This is a genomic window from Streptomyces sp. NPDC014006, from assembly GCF_043088925.1.
In the GTDB taxonomy this organism is placed as follows: Bacteria; Actinomycetota; Actinomycetes; order Streptomycetales; family Streptomycetaceae; genus Streptomyces.
The window spans coordinates 560,214-579,594 of the sequence record NZ_JBICAJ010000001.1; the positions used below are offsets into that span (position 1 = coordinate 560,214).

16 protein-coding genes, 3 tRNA genes and 2 pseudogenes are annotated in these 19,381 nt (G+C 69.3%); 6 read left to right on the forward strand and 15 right to left on the reverse strand.

The genetic code is table 11. From position 1 onward, the window contains the following. Positions 1 to 120 precede the first annotated feature (120 nt). Entirely contained in the window at positions 121 to 1,317 is a 1,197-nt protein-coding gene (locus ACF1GV_RS02525) for an RNA polymerase sigma factor (RefSeq protein ID WP_391678457.1), read from the forward strand. Between the two features lie 38 nt (positions 1,318 to 1,355). Here the strand turns inward: ACF1GV_RS02525 and ACF1GV_RS02530 are convergent, their stop codons facing one another. The 4 genes from ACF1GV_RS02530 to ACF1GV_RS02545 all read right to left on the reverse strand — a co-directional run bounded on the left by ACF1GV_RS02530 (position 1,356) and on the right by ACF1GV_RS02545 (position 7,002). Continuing rightward, positions 1,356 to 3,284 carry an ABC transporter ATP-binding protein gene (locus tag ACF1GV_RS02530; RefSeq protein ID WP_391677098.1) on the reverse strand — a complete coding sequence of 643 codons (1,929 nt, stop codon included), beginning with the start codon at positions 3,282 to 3,284 and terminating at the stop codon, positions 1,356 to 1,358. Further along, complete coding sequence (locus ACF1GV_RS02535) at positions 3,284 to 5,017, reverse strand: ABC transporter ATP-binding protein (RefSeq protein WP_391677099.1); 1,734 nt, start codon at positions 5,015 to 5,017, stop codon at positions 3,284 to 3,286. The genes ACF1GV_RS02530 and ACF1GV_RS02535 overlap by 1 nt, the downstream gene beginning before the upstream one ends. A gap of 127 nt (positions 5,018 to 5,144) precedes the next feature. Next, positions 5,145 to 6,584, reverse strand: a complete 1,440-nt coding sequence (locus tag ACF1GV_RS02540) for an FGGY family carbohydrate kinase (RefSeq protein WP_391677101.1) — start codon at positions 6,582 to 6,584, stop codon at positions 5,145 to 5,147. A gap of 103 nt (positions 6,585 to 6,687) precedes the next feature. Beyond that, positions 6,688 to 7,002: a YtxH domain-containing protein gene (locus ACF1GV_RS02545; protein WP_391677103.1), complete on the reverse strand. Its 315-nt coding sequence runs from the start codon at positions 7,000 to 7,002 to the stop codon at positions 6,688 to 6,690. Between the two features lie 159 nt (positions 7,003 to 7,161). Between ACF1GV_RS02545 and ACF1GV_RS02550 the strand changes: the two genes are divergently transcribed. From ACF1GV_RS02550 to ACF1GV_RS02560, 3 genes are all read left to right on the forward strand, one after another. Further along, positions 7,162 to 7,234: transfer RNA gene (locus ACF1GV_RS02550), tRNA-Asn, on the forward strand. A 5-nt stretch (positions 7,235 to 7,239) separates the two neighbouring features. Further along, positions 7,240 to 7,312 (forward strand) — tRNA-Asn (locus ACF1GV_RS02555). 207 nt (positions 7,313 to 7,519) lie between these two features. Then, positions 7,520 to 7,596 (forward strand) — tRNA-Ile (locus ACF1GV_RS02560). 326 nt (positions 7,597 to 7,922) lie between these two features. Here the strand turns inward: ACF1GV_RS02560 and ACF1GV_RS02565 are convergent. Together ACF1GV_RS02565 and ACF1GV_RS02570 are read right to left on the reverse strand one after the other, a co-directional pair. After that, positions 7,923 to 8,162, reverse strand: coding sequence for a Txe/YoeB family addiction module toxin (locus tag ACF1GV_RS02565; RefSeq protein WP_391677104.1), 240 nt, complete (start codon positions 8,160 to 8,162; stop codon positions 7,923 to 7,925). Continuing rightward, positions 8,159 to 8,422, reverse strand: coding sequence for a type II toxin-antitoxin system Phd/YefM family antitoxin (locus tag ACF1GV_RS02570; protein ID WP_391677105.1), 264 nt, complete (start codon positions 8,420 to 8,422; stop codon positions 8,159 to 8,161). Before ACF1GV_RS02570 ends, ACF1GV_RS02565 begins: the two co-directional genes overlap by 4 nt. A gap of 235 nt (positions 8,423 to 8,657) precedes the next feature. Here ACF1GV_RS02570 and ACF1GV_RS02575 point away from each other — a divergent pair, with 235 nt between their 5' ends. Next, entirely contained in the window at positions 8,658 to 10,295 is a 1,638-nt protein-coding gene (locus ACF1GV_RS02575; RefSeq protein ID WP_391678460.1) for an SWIM zinc finger domain-containing protein, read from the forward strand. A 48-nt stretch (positions 10,296 to 10,343) separates the two neighbouring features. Here ACF1GV_RS02575 and ACF1GV_RS02580 read toward each other — a convergent pair. The 4 genes and pseudogenes from ACF1GV_RS02580 to ACF1GV_RS02595 form a co-directional block, all read right to left on the reverse strand. Continuing rightward, positions 10,344 to 10,481 (reverse strand): annotated as a pseudogene (locus ACF1GV_RS02580) (PIN domain-containing protein); the annotation flags it as partial. Further along, positions 10,481 to 10,837 (reverse strand): ANTAR domain-containing protein, encoded by a 357-nt coding sequence (locus ACF1GV_RS02585; protein WP_391677107.1) that lies wholly within the window; start codon positions 10,835 to 10,837, stop codon positions 10,481 to 10,483. The pseudogene ACF1GV_RS02580 and the gene ACF1GV_RS02585, both read right to left, overlap by 1 nt. Before the next feature lie 516 nt (positions 10,838 to 11,353). Continuing rightward, a pseudogene (locus ACF1GV_RS02590) lies at positions 11,354 to 12,331 on the reverse strand (fatty acid desaturase family protein); the annotation flags it as partial. A gap of 118 nt (positions 12,332 to 12,449) precedes the next feature. Continuing rightward, complete coding sequence (locus ACF1GV_RS02595; protein WP_391677108.1) at positions 12,450 to 12,707, reverse strand: hypothetical protein; 258 nt, start codon at positions 12,705 to 12,707, stop codon at positions 12,450 to 12,452. Between the two features lie 121 nt (positions 12,708 to 12,828). On the opposite strand from ACF1GV_RS02595, the gene ACF1GV_RS02600 reads away from it, so the two are divergent. After that, a complete protein-coding gene (locus ACF1GV_RS02600) occupies positions 12,829 to 13,662 on the forward strand; it encodes a YhjD/YihY/BrkB family envelope integrity protein (protein ID WP_391677110.1) in 834 nt (277 codons plus the stop codon). A 218-nt stretch (positions 13,663 to 13,880) separates the two neighbouring features. Here the strand turns inward: ACF1GV_RS02600 and ACF1GV_RS02605 are convergent, their stop codons facing one another. The 5 genes from ACF1GV_RS02605 to ACF1GV_RS02625 all read right to left on the reverse strand — a co-directional run bounded on the left by ACF1GV_RS02605 (position 13,881) and on the right by ACF1GV_RS02625 (position 19,374). Next, on the reverse strand, positions 13,881 to 14,822 hold the full coding sequence (locus ACF1GV_RS02605; RefSeq protein WP_391677112.1) for a YihY/virulence factor BrkB family protein: 942 nt from the start codon (positions 14,820 to 14,822) through the stop codon (positions 13,881 to 13,883). Positions 14,823 to 15,143: 321 nt separating this feature from the next. Continuing rightward, the gene (locus tag ACF1GV_RS02610) at positions 15,144 to 15,317 is read right to left on the reverse strand and encodes a CsbD family protein (RefSeq protein WP_391677113.1); all 174 of its coding nucleotides are present in this window, start codon (positions 15,315 to 15,317) and stop codon (positions 15,144 to 15,146) included. A 92-nt stretch (positions 15,318 to 15,409) separates the two neighbouring features. Then, positions 15,410 to 15,802 (reverse strand): hypothetical protein, encoded by a 393-nt coding sequence (locus ACF1GV_RS02615; protein ID WP_391677115.1) that lies wholly within the window; start codon positions 15,800 to 15,802, stop codon positions 15,410 to 15,412. Positions 15,803 to 16,468: 666 nt separating this feature from the next. Then, positions 16,469 to 18,802 carry a peptidase domain-containing ABC transporter gene (locus tag ACF1GV_RS02620; protein ID WP_391677116.1) on the reverse strand — a complete coding sequence of 778 codons (2,334 nt, stop codon included), beginning with the start codon at positions 18,800 to 18,802 and terminating at the stop codon, positions 16,469 to 16,471. Then, on the reverse strand, positions 18,799 to 19,374 hold the full coding sequence (locus tag ACF1GV_RS02625; protein ID WP_391677117.1) for a hypothetical protein: 576 nt from the start codon (positions 19,372 to 19,374) through the stop codon (positions 18,799 to 18,801). Before ACF1GV_RS02625 ends, ACF1GV_RS02620 begins: the two co-directional genes overlap by 4 nt. Between the last annotated feature and the right edge of the window lie 7 nt (positions 19,375 to 19,381).

Here is a 19,381-nt window from a genome sequence, read left to right on the forward strand (position 1 = left end):
CTCGTTTCCGCGATGTGTCGTACTCCACACTGGGTGCGGTGCCTGAGTCCCCGGAGCGCGGCCGATCCGTCCCACGGGTCCCACACCCGCGCGGTCCGCTCACCTCAGCAGCGATCACCCCTGGAGGTCGCCCCCGTGCAGACCCAGACCCTCGTCCAGAGCGACAGTACCGACGGCGCGGAAGCGGACGCGGAGGCGGACCTCCTGGCCGCCGTCCCGCCGCAGAGCCCCGCCGCGCACCACCCCGAGGCCATGCCCGAGCCCACCGAGCCGCCGGCCGAAGCCCTCGCGGAAGCCAAAGCCGAAGCGGAGGCCGAAGCGGAAGCCGAAACGGAGGCCGGGGACGAGGCCGCGGCGGAGCCCGAGCCCGTCGAGGCGGCGGCGCCCGCCCGCGCCGAGACCAGCGGGCCCTCCGCCGACCTGTTCCGCCAGTACCTGCGGGAGATCGGCCGCATCCCGCTGCTCACCGCCGCCGAGGAGGTCGACCTCGCCCGGCGCGTGGAGGCCGGCCTGTTCGCCGAGGAGAAGCTCGCGAACACCCCGGACCTCGACAGCCGGCTGGCCCACGACCTGGACCGGCTCGTCGTCCAGGGCCGCCTCGCCAAACGGCGGCTCATCGAGGCCAACCTGCGCCTCGTCGTGTCGGTCGCCAAACGCTACGTCGGCCGCGGGCTGACCATGCTCGACCTCGTGCAGGAGGGCAACCTCGGGCTGATCCGGGCCGTGGAGAAGTTCGACTATGCGCGCGGCTACAAGTTCTCCACCTACGCCACCTGGTGGATCCGCCAGGCCATGTCCCGGGCGCTCGCCGACCAGGCCCGCACCATCCGCGTGCCCGTCCACGTCGTCGAACTCATCAACCGGGTCGTGCGGGTGCAGCGCCGCATGCTGCAGGAGCGCGGCTACGAGCCCACCCCCCAGGAGGTCGCCGCCCAGCTGGAGCTGGCGCCGGAGCGGGTCGGCGAGGTGCTGCGCCTCGCGCAGGAACCGGTGTCGCTGCACGCGCCGGTGGGTGAGGAGGAGGACGTCGCGCTCGGTGACCTCATCGAGGACGGCGACGCGGCCTCCCCCGTGGAGTCGGCCGCGTTCCTGCTGCTCAGGGAGCACCTGGAGGCGGTGCTGTCGACGCTCGGCGAGCGCGAGCGCAAGGTCGTCCAGCTGCGGTACGGGCTCATCGACGGCCGCCCGCGCACCCTGGAGGAGATCGGCCGCCTCTTCGGCGTGACCCGCGAGCGGATACGGCAGATCGAGTCCAAGACCCTCGGCAAGCTGCGCGATCACGCCTTCGCCGACCAGTTGAGGGGCTATCTGGACTGAACGGCGGGTCGCCCGGCACCGGGCGACCCGCCGGGCGGTCAGTCGACCTCCGCCACCGCCTGCGCGAACTGCGCCTGGTACAGCCGCGCGTACGCCCCGCCCGCCGCGAGCAGCTCCCCGTGCGAGCCCTGCTCCACGATCGAGCCGTTCTCCATCACGAGGATCGTGTCCGCGTCCCGGATTGTGGAGAGCCGGTGCGCGATCACGAAGGACGTCCGGCCGTGCTGGAGCTTGGCCATCGCCTTCTGGATCAGCACCTCGGTGCGGGTGTCGACGGAGCTGGTCGCCTCGTCGAGGACCAGGATCACCGGGTCGGACAGGAACGCCCGCGCGATGGTGATCAGCTGCTTCTCACCGGCGCTCACGCCCGTGCCCTCGTCGTCGATGACGGTGTCGTAGCCGTCGGGCAGGGTGCGCACGAACCGGTCGGCGTGCGCGGCCCGCGCCGCCTCCTCGATCTCCCCGCGGGTGACCTCGCGGGCCGCGCCGTAGGCGATGTTCTCCGCGATCGTGCCGCCGAACAGCCACGTGTCCTGCAGCACCATGCCGATCCCGGCGCGCAGCTCGTCCCGGGACATCCGCGCGATGTCGACACCGTCGAGGGTGATGCGCCCACCGGTCACCTCGTAGAACCGCATCAGCAGGTTGACCAGCGTGGTCTTGCCCGCGCCGGTCGGGCCGACGATGGCGACCGTCTGGCCGGGCTCCACCTTCAGCGACAGGTCCTCGATGAGCGGCTTGTCGGGGTCGTAGCGGAACTGCACGTGCTCCAGCTCCACCCGCCCGCGCAGCTCGGCGGGGGTCTCGGCCGGCACCGGGTCGCTCTGCTGTTCCTCCGCGTCCAGCAGCTCGAAGATGCGCTCCGCCGAGGCCACGCCCGACTGCACCAGGTTCGCCATCGAGGCGACCTGCGTCAGCGGCATGGAGAACTGGCGGGAGTACTGGATGAACGCCTGCACGTCGCCGATCGACAGCGCGCCCGACGCGACCCGCAGACCACCGACCACGGCGACCAGCACATAGTTCAGGTTCGACACGCACATCATCAGCGGCTGCATGATCCCGCTGTTGAACTGCGCCTTGAACCCGGCCTCGTACAGCGCCTCGTTCTGCTCGGCGAACTGCTGCGCCGACTCCTGCTGCCGGCCGAACACCTTCACCAGGGCGTGCCCGGTGTACATCTCCTCGATGTGCGCGTTCAGCTTGCCCGTGGTGCGCCACTGCTGCACGAAGTGCGGCTGCGAGCGCTTGCCGACGCGCGTGGCGACCACGAACGACAGCGGCACGGTCACCAGCGCGACCAGCGCGAGGATCCAGGAGACGTAGAACATCATCGCCAGCACGCCGATGATGGTCAGCAGCGAGTTGATGAGCTGGCCCATCGACTGCTGGAGCGTCTGACCGATGTTGTCGATGTCGTTGGTCGCCCGGGACAGCACCTCGCCGCGCTGCCGCTTGTCGAAGTACGACAGCGGAAGCCGCGACAGCTTCGTCTGCACGTCCTCGCGCAGCCGGAACATGGTGCGGTTCACGGCACGGTTGACCAGCCGCGTCGCCACCGCCATCAGCAGACCGGCGATGAGGAAGGTGCCGAGTGCGAGCAGCAGGACGTCGCCGACCGCGCCGAAGTCGATGCCCTTGCCGGGCGTGAAGTCGGTGCCGCTCAGCATGTCGGCGACCGAGCCCTGCCCGCGCGCCCGCATGGAGTCGAGGACCTGCTCCTTGGTCGCCCCGGCCGGCATGCGCCGGCCGATGATCCCGGCGAAGACCAGGTCGGTGGCCTTGCCGAGGATCTTCGGGCCGACCACGTTCAGTCCGACGCTGACCACCACACACGCCAGCAGCGCGTAGATGGTGACGCGTTCCGGCCGGAAGTGGGAGACGAGCCGTTTGCCCGAGTTCTTGAAGTCCAGCGAACGGCTGTCGGGGCCGCCCCCGGCCATCATCCGCCCCATGGGCCCCGCCATCAGGCAGCCTCCGCTTCCGTCAGCTGGGAGAGCACGATCTCCCGGTAGGTCTCGTTGTCCGCCATCAGTTCGTGGTGGGTGCCGCTGCCGACGACCCGGCCCTCGTCGAGGACGACGATCCGGTCGGCGTCGCGGATGGTCGCCACCCGCTGGGCGACGATCACCACGGTCGCCTCCGCGGTCTCCTGGCCCAGCGCGGCGCGCAGTGCGGCGTCGGTGGCGTAGTCGAGCGCGGAGAAGGAGTCGTCGAAGAGGTAGATCTCCGGCCGCTGCACCAGCGTCCGCGCGATCGCCAGGCGCTGGCGCTGACCGCCGGAGACATTGGTGCCGCCCTGCGCGATCGGAGCCTCGAGCCCGCCCTCCAGCTTGGTGACGAAGTCCTTGGCCTGCGCCACCTCCAGCGCGTGCCACAGCTCCTCGTCGGTGGCGTCCGGATTGCCGTAGCGCAGATTGGAGGCGACCGTGCCGGCGAACAGGTACGGCTTCTGCGGCACCATGCCGACCGTGCGGGCCAGCAGTTGCGGCTCGATCTCCCGGACGTCCACGCCGTCGACGAGCACCTCTCCGTCGGTGGCGTCGAACAGCCGGGGGACCAGCCCGAGCAGCGTCGACTTGCCGCTGCCGGTGGAGCCGATCACCGCGGTCACCTCGCCGGGCCGGGCGACCAGGTCGATCGCCTTCAGCACCGGCTCCTCGGCACCCGGGAAGCGGAAGCCGGCGCCGCGGATCTCCAGATGCCCGTGCCGGCGCAACTCGGTGACCGGCGCGGACGGCGGCACGACGCTGGACTCGGTGTCCAGCACCTCGTCGATGCGCTCCGCGCACACCTCCGCGCGCGGCACCATCATGAACATGAAGGTGGCCATCATCACGGACATGACGATCTGCATCAGATAGGCGAGGAACGCCGTCAGATCACCGATCTGCATCCCACCGCTGTCGATGCGGTGCGCACCGAACCACACCACCGCGATGGACGACAGGTTCACCACCGTCATGACGATCGGGAACATCAGCGCGAGCAGGTTGCCGGTGCCCAGCGCCATCTCGGTGAGATCGGTGTTGGCCTTGCGGAAGCGCCCCTGCTCGTAGTCGTCGCGCACGAAGGCGCGGATGACGCGGTTGCCGGTGATCTGCTCGCGCAGCACCCGGTTCACCGTGTCCAGCCGGACCTGCATGGCGCGGAACAGCGGCCGCAGCCGGCGCACGATCAGCGTGACGCAGATCGTCAGCACCGGGACCACCGCGACCAGCACCCCGGACAGCGGCACGTCCAGACCGAGCGCCAGCACGATGCCGCCCACACACATGATGGGCGCCGACACCATCAGGGTGAACGTCATCAGGGCCAGCATCTGGACCTGCTGCACATCGTTCGTCGTACGGGTGATGAGCGAGGGCGCGCCGAAGTGACCGACCTCACGCGCCGAGAAGGACTGCACCCGGTCGAAGACGGCACCGCGCACGTCCCGGCCGAGCGAGGAGGCGGTACGCGCGCCGAAGTACACGGCGCCGATGTTGCACACGACCTGGGCCAGCGAGATGCCGATCATCAGGCCGCCGTGGCCGAGGATGTAGCCGGTGTCGCCGTTGACGACACCGTTGTCGATGATGTCCGCGTTCAGGGTGGGCAGGTACAGGGTGGCGCAGGTCTGCAGGAACTGCAGCCCCACCAGCAGGGCGATCGGTTTCTTGTAGGGCCTGAGATAGGTACGCAGGAGTCGTATGAGCACGCTGGGTTCTCTCGGAGTCGGCGACGGGGGCGTTTCGGTTGCCCGTGGCCCCTATCGTCGAACACTCCACCCGCGTTACCTCAACCGATTAACCCGAACCGGCGGGCCCTGGCCGACGGGACACCCCTTACGGCCGCATCGCCCCCGGATGGGTCTGCTCGCGCACCGACACATACTGCTGGCGCACCGCCTGGCCCACCGCCAGTTCCTCGCCGGGCTCCAGCACCTGCGCCGCCGCGCCGTGCCACGCCGGGGGGTTGCGCGGATCGAGGGTGCCCTGCGACACCCCGAGCGCCCACGCGGCCTGCCGCGCCGCGCCGATCGCCGCGTAGTCGGCGGGCTGCGGTACGACGACCTGCACGCCGAACAGCGCCGGAGCCGCAGCCTGAACGGCCGGCAGCTCGGCCGCCGCGCCCAGCAGGAAGATCCGCCGCACCTCCACGCCCCGGCCGCGCAGCACGTCGAGCGCATCCGCGAGGCCGCACAGCATCCCCTCGAACGCGGCCCGCGCGAGGTGCTCGGGCTTCATCGACTCCCGCCGCAGCCCGGCGAGCGTGCCCGCGGTGTGCGGCAGATGGGGCGTCCGCTCACCTTCCAGATAGGGCAGCAGCACCAGCCCGTGCGCGCCCGGCGTCGACTTCATCGCCAGCTCGGACAGGCCCTCCAGGTCCGGCACGCCGAGGAGTTCGGCGGCACCGCGCAGGGCCCGTACGGCGTTGAGGGTGGTGACGACGGGCAGGTGCATGCCGGTCGCGTCGGCCAGCGAGGTGATCATCCCGGTGCTGTCGACGAGCGCCTCGGGATGGACGGCCATCACGGACCCCGACGCGCCGAGCGAGACGACGGCGTCCCCGAGCCCGATCCCGAGCCCGAACGCGGCGGCCATGGTCTCGCCGGTCCCGGCCGAGATCAGCAGCCCCTCCGGGGTGGTACCGGCCGCCTCGGAGGGGCCGATGACCTCCGGCAGCATCGCCTGGTGGCCGAGCGCCAGCTCGACCAGGTCGGGCCGGTAGGCGCCGGTGGCCGCCGACCAGTACCCGGTGCCGGAGGCGCCGCCGCGGTCGGTGGTCCGGCGCACCGGCCGGCCCAGCAACTGCCACACCAGCCAGTCGTGGGCCTGCATCAGCATCGCCGCGCGGCGCGCGTTGTCGGGCTCGCTGCGGGCCAGCCAGCGCAGCTTGGTCACCGGCTGCGCGGCCTGCGGCACGCATCCCACCGCCTGTGCCCACGCCTCGCGCCCGCCGAGCGCGTCGACGAGATCGGCCGCCGCGACCTGCGCGCGCTTGTCGCCGCCGGCCAGCGCAGGGCGCACGGTGGCGCCCTGCGCGTCCAGCACGATCAGCGCGTTCTGCTGCGCGGACACGCCGATGGCCTGCACGCCCTCCAGTAGACCGCCGCCGGCCGCCTCACCGAGGGACAGCAGCCACGCCTGCGGATCCACGTCGCTCGGGCGTCCCTCCAGGGGATGCGGGGCATATCCCTGGCGCAGCACGGCACCGGTGTCCGTGTCGCAGACCACGATGCGCGTGAAGTCCGGTGAGCTGTCCAAGCCGGCGACTATCCCCATGACCACCGATTGTGCCGTAGCGCTGCGCCGGCTCGGGCGGGGGGCGCGTTATCGGTGGGGGTGCGGGTGGGCACGGTGGTCCCGTGCCCGAGATGCACCCCCCTTACGTGTTGCTCGTGCCCCAGTCGTCGCTTGCGCCTCCGTTGTGGGCGCTGCGCTCGCGGATGGCCTTGACCCGGTGGGCAACCGAGTCGGGGACGTGCACGTGGTCGCCGACCTTGTCGCTGACCACGTGGTACGCCTTGCCCGCGAACTGGCGGCCCTGCTGGGCGGCCGTCTCGGCGGTGTTGCGCACGGCCGGGTTCTGCGTGACCTGGCGGGCGGACTTCTTCAGTTGCTCGTAGCGTTCGCGCCCGGCCTTCGTGCCCAGTACGTAACCCAGGGCGAGTCCGGCGACGAACGTGAGCCGGTAGCGCATGGCGGCCACCCTTCCTCGTGTCGGTCCTGCGGTGCGGCGTCGGCGCCGGGGGGTACCGATTGGCGGAGCACCCCCCTGCTTGCGCTAATGTATGTGTCGCAGCGAGCGAACGCCCCCTGGCGAATACCCCAGGAGGTCCGTTCGATGCGAACGAGGCATTCCTCCGTAGCTCAATTGGCAGAGCAGCCGGCTGTTAACCGGCAGGTTACTGGTTCGAGTCCAGTCGGGGGAGCTCGGTCCTCCGTAGCTCAATTGGCAGAGCAGCCGGCTGTTAACCGGCAGGTTACTGGTTCGAGTCCAGTCGGGGGAGCATGCTGAACGAGGACCCCGACGGGGTCCTTTTTCATTGGTTCCCCCGGGCTTCATCGGATTTCACCGGGACGGGAACCGCCCGCGCGCCGTCGCGGTCCTCATGGACGTGACGTGGCATGCGAGGTCGCCCCTGCGAAGCAGGAGATCGTATGAGCGGCTATGCTGCGGCACACGGCGCGTACACGTGCACGCGACACGCCGCTATGGGGCGGTAGCTCAGCCGGTTAGAGCAGCGGACTCATAATCCGTCGGCCGTGGGTTCGAGTCCCACCCGCCCCACCAGGCGCAGGTCAGAAAAGCGTTCTGACCTGCGGACACGTCTCTTCGGGTGGCTGGATTCTGCGCTCTGGGGCCACGGATTCCACTCCGTTGGCCGTTACTTCGGTGAACGCATGGGGCTGGCGGCGCTCTGTGCTGTGACCTGCGGTGAGGAGGCTTCGGGACCTTCAGCTCGGTTCGTCGTGCAGTGCCCGGCGGTAGGCCTCTTCTGTGACCGGTCGGCTTTCATCGGATCTGTGTGTGTTCTCGCGGGCTGGGCTGCCGCAGTTCTGGGGGCGTCGCCTCAGCGTTACGCGCGCTGCGGACCGGCGAAGGTTCTTCGGGCCGTGTCAGTAGTGGTACCGAGCCTGAACGATAATCAACTCGTCGTCGGTCGGCCTGTACACGAGCCGGTGTGTGTCGTCGATCCTCCGGGACCAGTAGCCCGACAGGTCACCCTTCAGGGGCTCCGGCTTGCCGATGCCCTTGGTGTCGTCGATCAGCTTGTTGATGCGCTTGACCATCTTGCGGTCGTTCTCGGCCCAGTAGGTGTAGTCCTCCCAGGCGTGGGTCGTGAACGAGATCTTCACGCCCGCTCCGCGTCGGGGTCGATCAGCTCGCGATGCTGGGCCTTGCCGGTCTCCGCCTCGGCGATGGAGTCGAGCAGGCGACGGGCGTTCTTGGGGGAGCGCAGGAGGTGCACTGTCTCGGTCCAGGAGCTGAAGTCCTCTTCGGACATCAGGACGGCGTTCCCCTTGCGGGAGGTGATGTGAACCGGTGCGTGATCCTCGTTGACCTGTTCGATCAGCGGGAACAGGTTCTGGCGCGCCTCGCTGGCGGTGATGGACATGCTTGCCGCCTCCCTTCTCGACTTGTACAAGATTGGGTACGAGTCTTGAGCGTGTCCACAAAGCAGCCTCTGTCGAGCCCGAGGCGCGTCAGCTCGGAATGGGGAGCCGAGGGCATCGCTTGCGGCCCCTCATAGGGGGACGACCGAGATCTTCGGGTCACCAACCCGCCTTCCGCGGTTGAATGCTGGTGTGGCACGGAAAGTGGTGGGTTTCGGCGAGGACGATCTGACGGCGATGGCCGGGTCTCGGTCCTTCGAGCGGGGGCTGGAGTATCTGGACGCGGTGAGCGGTCTGGAGGTGGGGGACGGCTCGGTCACCGCTGTGGTGCACGGTACGGATGTCTACGAGGTGGAGCTCGCCCTCGGCGGGGACGACGGGCTCTCGGGATGGTGCGACTGCCCGTACGGGCAGGAGGGCAATTTCTGCAAGCACTGTGTGGCGGTCGGGCTGACCGTGCTGCGGCGGGCGAAGACCATCCCGCACCAGCGAGCCGCGGCTCGGGCGCGGACTTCCGGCTTGGAGGAGTGGCTTTCGGCGCTGTCACGTGACGAACTCCTGGCGCTGGTGCGGGAGCAGGTCGCCGAGGACCGGGAACTGCGTCGTCGCTTGGAGCTGCGGGCCGCCGCTGCCCGTTCCGACCTCGGTACGGTCCGGGAGCGGATCATGGTCCTGATCGATCCACGGCCGTTCGCCCGGTACGGGTACGTCGAGTACGCGGATGCCGCGGGGTATGGGCGACAGGTGGCCGAGGCGGCGGCCGCGCTGCGCGCCCTGACCACCGGCGGGCAGGCGGCGCAGGCGGTCGGTCTGGCCGAGGAGGCGATCCGGGTGCTGGGGAAGGCGTACGGGGATATCGACGACTCCGACGGGGTGGTCGGGCAGGTCGCCGCCGCGGTGGCCGAGGCCCATCTGGAGGCCTGCCGAGTCGCCCGCCCCGATCCGACGCGACTGGCCGAGTGGCTGGCCGGCACGGTGCTCGACGACAGCAACGACGTGACGGACCTGGATCCGCTCAACTACGCCGACGTCCTGGGCCCGAGCGGACTTACCCGCATGCGGCAGCTGGCGACCGAGGCATTCCGGCGCGGGCCGTCCGGCTGGGCGGCGCGGTACCTGATGGAACGCCTGGTCAAGGCGGAAGGCGATGTCGACACGCTGGTCGCACTGCACGCGCAGGACCTCGACCCGTCCGGTGCCACACATCTGCTCATCGCCGAGGAACTGGAATCGGCGGGCCGCTCGGGCGAGGCACTCGCCTGGGCGGAGCGGGGGCTGCGGGACTGCGCCACCGAGACGTACATCGACGGCCGTCTGGTCGACTACGTGTGCGTGCGGTACGCGCAGACGGGGCGGCCGGCCGACGCGGTCGCGGTGCGCCGGGACCGGTTTCGTGTCGAGCGGTCCCTGGCCGCCTACCGGCAGCTGCGCTCCGCCGCCCGGGCTGCGGACTGCTGGGAGGCCGAGCGCGCGGCGGCGCTGGCCACCTTGGAGGAGGACGCCCGTAGTGAGCAGGGCGGCCGATACGGCGGGCCCGTGCTGATCGACGCGTTGCTCGACGACGGCGACCTGGACGCCGCCTGGCGTGAGGCGGCCGGCCGCGCGGACGACCGGCAGTGGGAGCGACTCGCCGACCTGTCGCGCGAGATGAGCCCGGCCGAGGCGCTCGGCGTGTACCTGCGGCTGGTCGAGCGATCGAAGGAGCCGACCGGGGACCGCGCCTACGAGCACCTGGCACGGCTGCTGCTGGGTGCACGTGAGTGCCATCGTGCCCTGGGGACCGAGGACCCGTTCACCGCATATCTCGCCGGCCTGCGGACGGAACTGAAACGCAGGCGCAAGCTGATGAGCATCCTCGACCGGTACGGGCTGTGAAGCGGGTGCGGGCCCGGCGCCCGCTCACTGCGGGCCGGACGGCGCTTCTCAGTCCCTGAGGTCGATCATGCGTACGGGCTGTCCGGTCGTACGGGCGATCGTCTCGAAGTCGCGGTCGTAGTGGAGCAGGGTCAGCCCCGCCTCTTCCGCGGCAGCGGCGACGAGCAGGTCGATGGGGCCCGCGCTCAGGACCCCAGACCGGCGAGGGGTTCGGAGTTGTCGATGAAGGCGCGGGCCACGTCGGCCAGGCGTCGGTTGTGGGCGCGGGCGTAGCCGCGTAGCGCGGTGAAGGCCTGCTCCATGTCGATGCGCTGGCGTTCGGCGAGCTTCCCCTTGGCCTGTTCGATCAGCACCCGGCTGTTCAACGCCGTCTGCAACTGCTCGTTGAGCACCGTGCTGCGGTGGGCGGTGCGTTGTTGTAGCAGGCTGATGGTGGCGACGGCCGCCAGCGCCTGGGCGATGAGTGTGGCGGGCGGGTCGAAGGGGCCGGGAGCGGCGCGGAAAAGGTTCAGGGCGCCCACGGTCTCGTCTCGCAGGCGCATGGGCAGGGCCTGCACGGCCCCGAATCCGCTGAGGTGGGCCACCGTGACGAAGCGCGGCCAGCGATCGACCTCCAGGGTCAGGTCGTGGATCGAGGCAGGGGCCTTCGTCGTTTTGGAGCTGGAAGAGCTCCAGCAGGCGTACCTGTTCGTCGGAGGCGGCCATGACGCGGAGTTTGCCGTCCCGGTCGGCGAGCAGCACCCCGGCGGCGCTCGCGTCGACCATGTCGGAAGTGAGCAGATCAGGTGTCAGGACGGCCGAGCCGCGTGCGAAGGCGTCCACGCAAGGCCCCTCACCCAGCGTGAGCTGGAGCTCTTCCAGTTGCTCGCTGATGCCGTCGGTGCTGCACAGCGGGTGGCTCGCCGCGGTCCGGGACATCGCCGACAGCCCGGCCCCGCCAACCGGCAGCGCGGCCACGGCAGCGGTGCACACATCCACCACACCGACCCGAGCACCACGTCGGGCCGCGTGCTCGGCCACCAGCACCTGAATACGCGCCGACCGGCTGTCAGACGCCACCAGGAGGTGATCAGTCCGGTTTCCAGGTAGTCCACGCCCAGGTCCTGGCAGTAGTGGCGGACGATGGACCGGGCCTTGCGCAGATGGGGGCTGGGCATGCTGGGGAACAAGTGGTGTTCGATCTGGTGGTTCAGTCCGCCCAGGGCGAGGTCGGTGAACCAGCTGCCGCGTACGTTGCGTGCGGTGAGGACCTGGCGGCGCAAGAAGTCGGGGCGGTCGTTGCCGGTCAGGATGGGCATGCCTTTGTGGTTGGGGGCGAAGAGGCAGCCTAGGTAGAGACCGAACAGGCCCTGGTTGACGGCCAGAGACGCGATCGCCATGGCGGGTGGGAGGACGAGGAACACTGCGGTCAGGTGGGCGGCGAGGTGCCCGTAGAGCAGCGTGCCGTCCAGGGCGCGGTTCTTCAGGGCGCGGTTGCCTAATGCGCGCGCGCTGGAGACGTGAAGGTTGACCCCTTCGAGTAGGAGCAGGGGAAAGAAGAGGAACGCCTGCCAGCGGCCGATGATCCTCGGCAGTCCGGTCGCGGCGCGGGCCTGGTCCTGGGACCACACCAGCAGGTCGGGGGCGATGTCGGGGTCGAGGTTCTCGTGGTTGGGGTTGGCGTGGTGGCGGGTGTGTTTGTCCTGCCACCATCCGTAGCCCATCCCGATCGCGGCCCCGGCGATGCGGCCGGCCGTCTCGCTGGGCCGGCGCCGGCGGAAGACCTGGCGGTGGGCGACGTCGTGGGCGAGCAGAGCCATCTGCCCGAACATCACGGCGAGGAACGCGGCGACCGCCAGAGTCCACCAGCCGGCGCCGATGAGGACGAACGCGCACCAGCCACCGGCATAGGCGACGGCCACGGCGATGGAGCGGACGGTGTAGTAGCCGGGGCGCCTGTTCATCAGGCCGACCTCGGCGATCTTCTTGGACAGGCGGGCGAAATCACTGCCGCCTGCGGGGGGAGGCGGGCGACGGGGCGGGGTATGCGTGGTCATGCTGTCGGCGTGTCTTTCCCGGCTGACGGGCCGCGTCCGGTCGGGCGGTGTACGCCGGATGCGAGGCGGCAGCCGGGTACCCACATCACTGCGGCCGGAACAGGAGCCGGGGTGCTTGTCAGAGTTTGCGGGCGTCGCGGGGCTCGACGTAGGGTTTTTCCCCGGGTGGGTGGCCACCGTCGATGGCCCGGGCGCGTTCGAGTCCGGTGTTGGATTCGAGGCCGAGCAGGATGGCGATGTCGGAGATCCACATCCGGACCAGGTAGATGATGATCGCGGCAAGCAGGGCGATGATCGCGGCAAGCAGGGCGATGATCGCGGCGAAGAGCAGGATCATCACGGGCCGCTTGGCGATGCTGTGGCCCCGAGGATCCACGACGTGGTGGTTACGCCACTCACGTTATCGGCTTCCTGGATCATGGCCTCGTCCTGAGCCGTTCGGGAAGCTGCGTCGCGCCCTCGCGGGCCGCCGGTGTCGACCGTGGTAGTCGACAGGCATGCCGATGAAGACCCCGGGTGCCGAAGGCCGTTCCTCTCTGTTCGAACGGCTGGCCCGCGTGATCAGACATTCACCAGTCGGACGCGGATGGCGGCGGAGCAGCGACCTGGGGTTGGGGCAGCGCTCGCTGGGCTTCGCGGCGCTGGGGTTCCTCACGCTGGTGCCGCTGCTGATCATTGTCTCCTCGGCCGATCCACAGCATGGGCGGGGATTCGCGCAGTGGCTGGGGGAAGGACTCGGCGTGTCGACGACCTCCAGGGAACATGTGGAGCAGTTGTTCATTCGTCCAGGTCAGGCTCTGCGGACCACGACGGCGTTCGGAATCGCCGTCCTCGCCGCTTTCGGCCTGGCCTTCGGGGCAGCGGTGCAGTCCGGCTATGAGAAGGTCTGGGATTTGCCCCCGGCCCGCTGGTGGGCCAGGTGGCGCCATGTGGTGTGGCTCGGTGTACTCATCGGCTACCTCTTCGCTTCCGCCACCACCACGCTGCGACCTGAATCCCTGGCCGGCGCGTTCGTCGCATCGCTGAGCGCCGTCCTGTTCTTCTGGTGGTCGCAGCGCATACTGCTGGGCGGGCGGGTTCGCTGGCGCGCCCTGGTGTCCGGTGCGGTGGCTACCATGGTCGGGCTGCTCGGTCTCAGGGCCTTCTCCCGGCTCGTCTACTCGCCGCTGATCGCGTCCAACACCGTCACCTACGGCCCCGTCGGAACCGTCCTGGTCATCCAGTCCTGGCTGGTCGGTGTGGGCATCGTCGTATTCGGCGGTGCCCTGGTCGGCCGGCTGCTGCACGAGGAGCTCCCACGCGTGGCACGTGCGCTGAAACGGCGACGATGAGACGGGAAGCCCGGTGCCCGGAGCTGCTCACGCCCGGACGCCCGGCGCCGGTGAGCCGTGCGCCTGATCAGCGTGCATCAGACCGCATCCTCGCGTGGACGACGGCCATACCCGGCGAGCAGTAGCGTTCGGCCGGCGTGTCATCGAGGACCGGTCTGGCGCGCACGGTATGACCCCGGCACCGGTCGTTGCAGGGGCGGGTCGGTGACCGCTCGGTATCAGGGCCTGCACGGTGTTGTTGGTAGACCGCCGCCTTCCGCTGCCCGCTGGGGTTCGTCGGTCACTGCGGGTCCGGTCCCGGGACCTGCGTCTGCTTCGCTGGACTGCGCTGCTGTGCCCGTCGCCGTCCAAGCGGCGCAGTACAGCAGCAGCGTGGCCATGAGGTTGATCCACAGCACGACGGCGACCGGGACGGCGAAGGCGCCGTACATGCTCTTCCCCGCGACGCCCTGGAAATAGCCGGTCAGCAGCAGCTTGAGCAGTTCGAAGCCGACCGCACCGATCAGGCCGGCGACCACGACCGCACGTCGGCCGGGATGCACCCGCGGCAGCCGGGTGAGCAGGTAGACCAGGAGCAGGAAGTCGACGAGCAGGGCAATGGCCAAGCCGGCGAAGAACAGCAGCACCCGTCCCGCCCCGCCCTCGATCCCGACCTTGTCGGCTGCCCAGCCGACCGCGCTGTTCGCGAACACCGAACTGCCCATCGCGACCAGCCCGACCACTCCGAGACCGACCAGCACCCCGGTGTCCTTGATCCTGAGCAGGATCGGATTTCCCGGGTCCTGCTCCTTTTCCCAGACCGCACGCAGGCACTCGCGAAGGGCGCCGACCCAGTTGATGCCGATCACGAGCAGCAGCGCGCCCGCGATGAGCCCGACGGTTCCGGCGTGCGCGACGAGGCCCTTCAGGTTCAGCAGGTTGGAAAGGCCCGGCGCCTGGTCGGCAATCTTGTCCTCAAGCTTGCTGAGCTGGTCCTTGCTCAGCAGCTTGGCGCCGATCGCCGCGCCCGCAGTGATCAGCGGAAAGAGCGCGACGAAACTGATGTAGGTGACGGCCGCGGCGAGCCGGGCCCAGTGGGTCTTGGCCAGCCCCTCGTACGCCCGCCACACGTGCGTACGCATCAGCCGTGCGATACCAGGAAGCCTTGTCAGCCGATCCATGGTGAACACCTACTCTCAGCGTACCCACGGCGGGAGAAGAGGCATGTGGCGGCGAAGCCCGCTATTCCGTGCTGAGAGCGTTTGGCCGCCAGTTCAGGGACAGGGCAGTCGCGGTGACCGACTTGCTTGCACGGCGAACCCGCTGGAGCGCCCGGGTTGTCGGCGGAAACCTTGATCTCCCCGGTGGTGGAAACGATCACCCACCCACGGGCGGACACCAAGACTCCCCGCAGACAGCAAAACTCTGCAGGGCTTCCTCCCCTGGCGGAACGGCCCAACTGGAACCATCGACCCGTACTTCGCCGGGCCGGGGTGGAGTGGTCAGTGCTTGAACACGTCCTTGATCTTCGCTCCGGCCTGCTTGATGTTGCCCTTGACTTGGTCTCCGCGGCCTTCGGCCGGCAGGCGCCGACTGCCGGTGGCGCGGCCGGTCGTCTTCTTGGGGCCGCCTTTCATCGCTTCGGCCTTGTGCGCGATCTTCTTCGAGATACTCATGGGTTACCACCCGGGGGTGAGTAGTCTGCTGGGGGTCGGCGGCAGGAAGATCCGTGGCGCTGGCCGGCCACCGATCTGCGCGTGGGGGCCGTCTACCGGGGGGCGGATCGGTGCCCGAACAAGTGCAGTCGGGGGGCGAGGCGGGTCACGCCGGGGACAACCATGGCAACGGTGGCCAGCTCCGCCGCGGGGTCCCGCACAGGCACCGGCCCGGGCGACAGGTGCCCGGGCTTGGTGGCCGCGACATGCGAGGCACTGGTTTCTCCCGCTGCCCTGTCGCAGGCCTCGGCCGCGGTCGGCTGCTGCGCCGACGCCGGAACCTCCAGCAGGTCCGTCACATGCAGATCGACCTCGGCCACCACCAGCCCGAGACGTTCGACAGCCGCTGCGGACAGCGTCTGCCGCAGATGCTCCGCGACCTGGGGCAGGGGCTGCCGCGCCGGCGCCGAGAACTCCGCCTCGATCCGCAGCGCTCCCGGCGGCAAACCGGTCCAGGGCGCCGGGACACTTGGCTCCGGCGCGGTTTCCGGGTCGGCCAGGCGGATCCGCAGCGTGCCTGGCCGAATCCCGGATACTCCGGAGGCTGCGCGGCTCAGTATTCCGCTGGCGGCTTCTTCGGTGATCCAGGACCCGTCCTCGGGCCGCCGAGCGGCAGTAGTCGGCCCAGGCCGAGTTGCTGCCGTACGGCCTGGGGCAATCCGTCATCCGTCATCGGCTCTCACCCCTTCTCTTACCGCGTTCTTTCGCTGCCGTGCTGTGCCCAGACTGCCGGAACCACCCTGTTGCGGCTGCTCGTGCCACCTTTTCGGTGGGGCGGTCCCACGTCTGCCGTATCCCTGGAGCAGTCCCAGCCAAACGGACCTGAGGTGGAAAGGCGGGCGGCGGTCTCCTCTTTCTGGAAAGGGGCGACCGGCTATGACCGCGAGCCGACAGCAGAACCGGCTCGAGGCCTCCGGTGTGGTGTCCACGAGTGAGGCTGTCAGGAAGAACGCCAGATGATCAACCTCGTCGGTCGGCTTGTACACGAGCCGGTGCGGGTCGTCGATTCTCCGGCCGGTAGCCGCGCAGGTGTGAACCGGAGCGTGATCCTCGTCGGGCCGCCGGCGCGCCGCACCGGCGGCGAGGACGGGACGGCCGATGCAGAGCGCCGGTCATCTCCGGCCGGTGGCACCATGGGGCGGACGTGTCTCCTCGCCGGACTCGATTTGCTGGCCCACGAGTCTCGCGTAGTGACCGTCTCGCCGCAGCAGTTCGTGATGGCTGCCCTGCTCCACGATGGTTCCCCGGTCGAGTACCAGGATGGCGTCGGCGTCGCGGACCGTGCTCAAGCGATGCGCGATGATGATTTGGGTACAGGCCAAGGTGCGCAGGTTCTCCGCGACTTTCCGCTCGGTCTCGACGTCCAGATGACTTGTGGCCTCGTCGAGCATGAGGATGGCCGGTCTGTGCGCGATCGCTCGCGCTATGGCCAGCCGCTGTCGCTGACCGCCGGACAGGGCGCTCCCGCCCTCGGAGACGAAGGTGTCGTACTGCATGGGCATGGTCATGATGTCGTCGTGTATGGCGGCCAACTCGGCGGCCGCGACGGCTCGCTCGCGCATGATCGACGGGTTGCTGAGGGTGATGTTGGACAATATCGACCCGCTGAACAGGGCGCTCTCCTGTAGCACGACGCCGAACTGTCGTCTCAGCTGCTGCCGGTTGACATCCCGCAGCGAGACGCCGTCGTAGAAGATGTCCCCTTCGGTGGGGACGAAGAGTCCGAGCAGAAGTTTCCCCAGCGTGCTCTTGCCCGAGCCGGAGAGCCCGACGATGGCGATCCTCTGTCCGGGCCGAGCGGTCAGGTCGACGTCGCGCAGCACCTGGGGCCCGGCCTGGGAATAACGGAAACCGACCTTGTCCACCCGCAGGTGCCCCGACAGCCGGGGGGCCGGTTGTGACAGCTGCCGTATCTGCTCCGGTTCAGCCTCGGTCACGTCACGTATGCGGTCGAGGTTGGCGCTGACGAGCTGGAATTGCTGCGCACTGCCCACGAGCGACGTGAGCGGCGCGAAGAAAGCGGCGGCCAGAGCCAGGAGCGCCACCATCGTGCCCACACTGATCGCCCCGTTGAGGACCTGCGTGGCCCCCACCCACAACAGGCCGAGCTGTCCGAACAAGGGCAGTGATCCCAGGATCGAGGCCACGGTGCCGGAAACGTAATTGTGGCGCAGCGAGATGTTGAGGTGGTCGAAGAACAGGTTCGACCAGCGGTCGAAGGCCTGCGCCTCGGCGCCGGCTGCTTTCAGCGTCCCGATGCCGACGATCGCTTCGCCCAGGTACCCCTGGGACTTTCCGAAAGCGGCCAGCTCCCGGCCCGACAACCTGCTGATCGTGCCTTGGCTGAGCAGGAGCACCGTCGCCCCCAGCAGGCCGACGCCCAGCGTGAGCACGCCGAACGGCGGGGACTGCCAGAACAGGAGCAGCAGGTAGAACATCACCAGTCCGCTGTCCATGACGGCGGACAGAAGCTGGTTGCTCATCAGTTCGCGCAGCATGGCGTTGCTGGACGCCCGGGCAAGCAGGTCACCGGTCGACCGCTGCTGGAAGTATTTGTAGGGCAGCTCGAGAAGGTGCTCGACGAATCCGAGCATCATGCTGACGTCGATGCGCGCCCGGAGGTACACCAACAGCCATTCCCGTAGCAGCGTCGCCGCGGTCTGCGCCAGAAAGATCACGACGATGCCCATCCCCATGAGCGCCATGACGTTGCGCATCCCGAAGGGGAGGACCTGGTCCACCACGAACGCGGTCAGGATCGGCAGGACCAGCCCGAGCAGGATCAGCAGCAGGGACACCCCGAGCAGTTGCAGGGAGGTCCCCGGCGCCTGGCGCAGGAACTGACGGACGTAGCCCCGGAACGTCACGCCGGGTGGAACGGCCGCACGACGCTCGAAGGCATCGCCCGGCTCGAGAAGGATGACCACCCCTGTGAACCCGGCGTCGAACTCCTCTTCCGTCAGCCGACAGCGCCCCCTGGCGGGATCCACCACATCGACGTACTTGCGTGACCATCGTTCGACGACGAGGAAGTGGGTGAACTCCCAGTGCACGATCGCGGGGAGTGACACGAAACGGAGATCGTTCCGCGGCAGCGAGACCGTCCTCACCCGCATCCCGTGGTCGCGCGCGGTCCTGACGATCTCCAGGGCGGAGAGGCCGTCCCGACCGACGCCGCAGCGCGTCCGCAACTCCGACAAGGAGGCCCCGCGGCCGTAGTAGTTGAGCAGCATCGTCAGGCAGGCGAGGCCGCATTCCACCTCACTCATCTGTCTGACTTCGGGAACTCTTCTGCGGTGCGTCCTGTGGGGCCACCTGATCACGGCGAGGAGACGCCGGAGCGGTGCCAGAACGCCCAGCTGCTTCGATTCCCCCTGCGAGGTCGCGTCCGGGGCCGCTCGCCCGCCTGGGGCGCGGCCGCCGGACCGGGAGAACAAGTTCGTCACGAGGCACCGCCCACTGACCCGCTCAATCCGGGGAGGAGCCCCAGGAGCCGCTGCGACCCGGCCTGCACGCGGGCGGTCAGGAAACTTCCGCCGTAGATGGCGGGAGGGAGCGGCCGTTCGAGCCGCACGATCACCACGGTCCAGGGCTGCCGGTCGACATCGGCTCCGGGCTCGAATCGGTACTTGGCTCGCGCGGCATCCGGGCTGATCACGCCGGGTTCGATCCTGACGACAGCACCCGCTGTGGTCGGTCCCGAAGAGCCGATCCGCGCGTGGACCGGCTGACCGACGTGTACGTGCCGCGATTGGTCCGCCGGCAGGAACAGAGCGGCTGCGGTCGTTCCGCCGCCGGGCCCGCCCCGGGCACCGTGCGAGAGGATCGTGCCCTGACCGTCGACGTAGGCGGGCACCCGTACGGACCAGGCCAGCGCCGCAGCGGCGATCAGCACAGCCAGCAAGAGCCAAAGGCAGACGATGACCGGCCGCAAGGTGAGACGCGGCACGATGTCCTTCACCGTGCCTTTCCGGTAGGCCTGGACGGCGCTCTCCCGGAAGATCACACGCTGCGCCACTACCAGT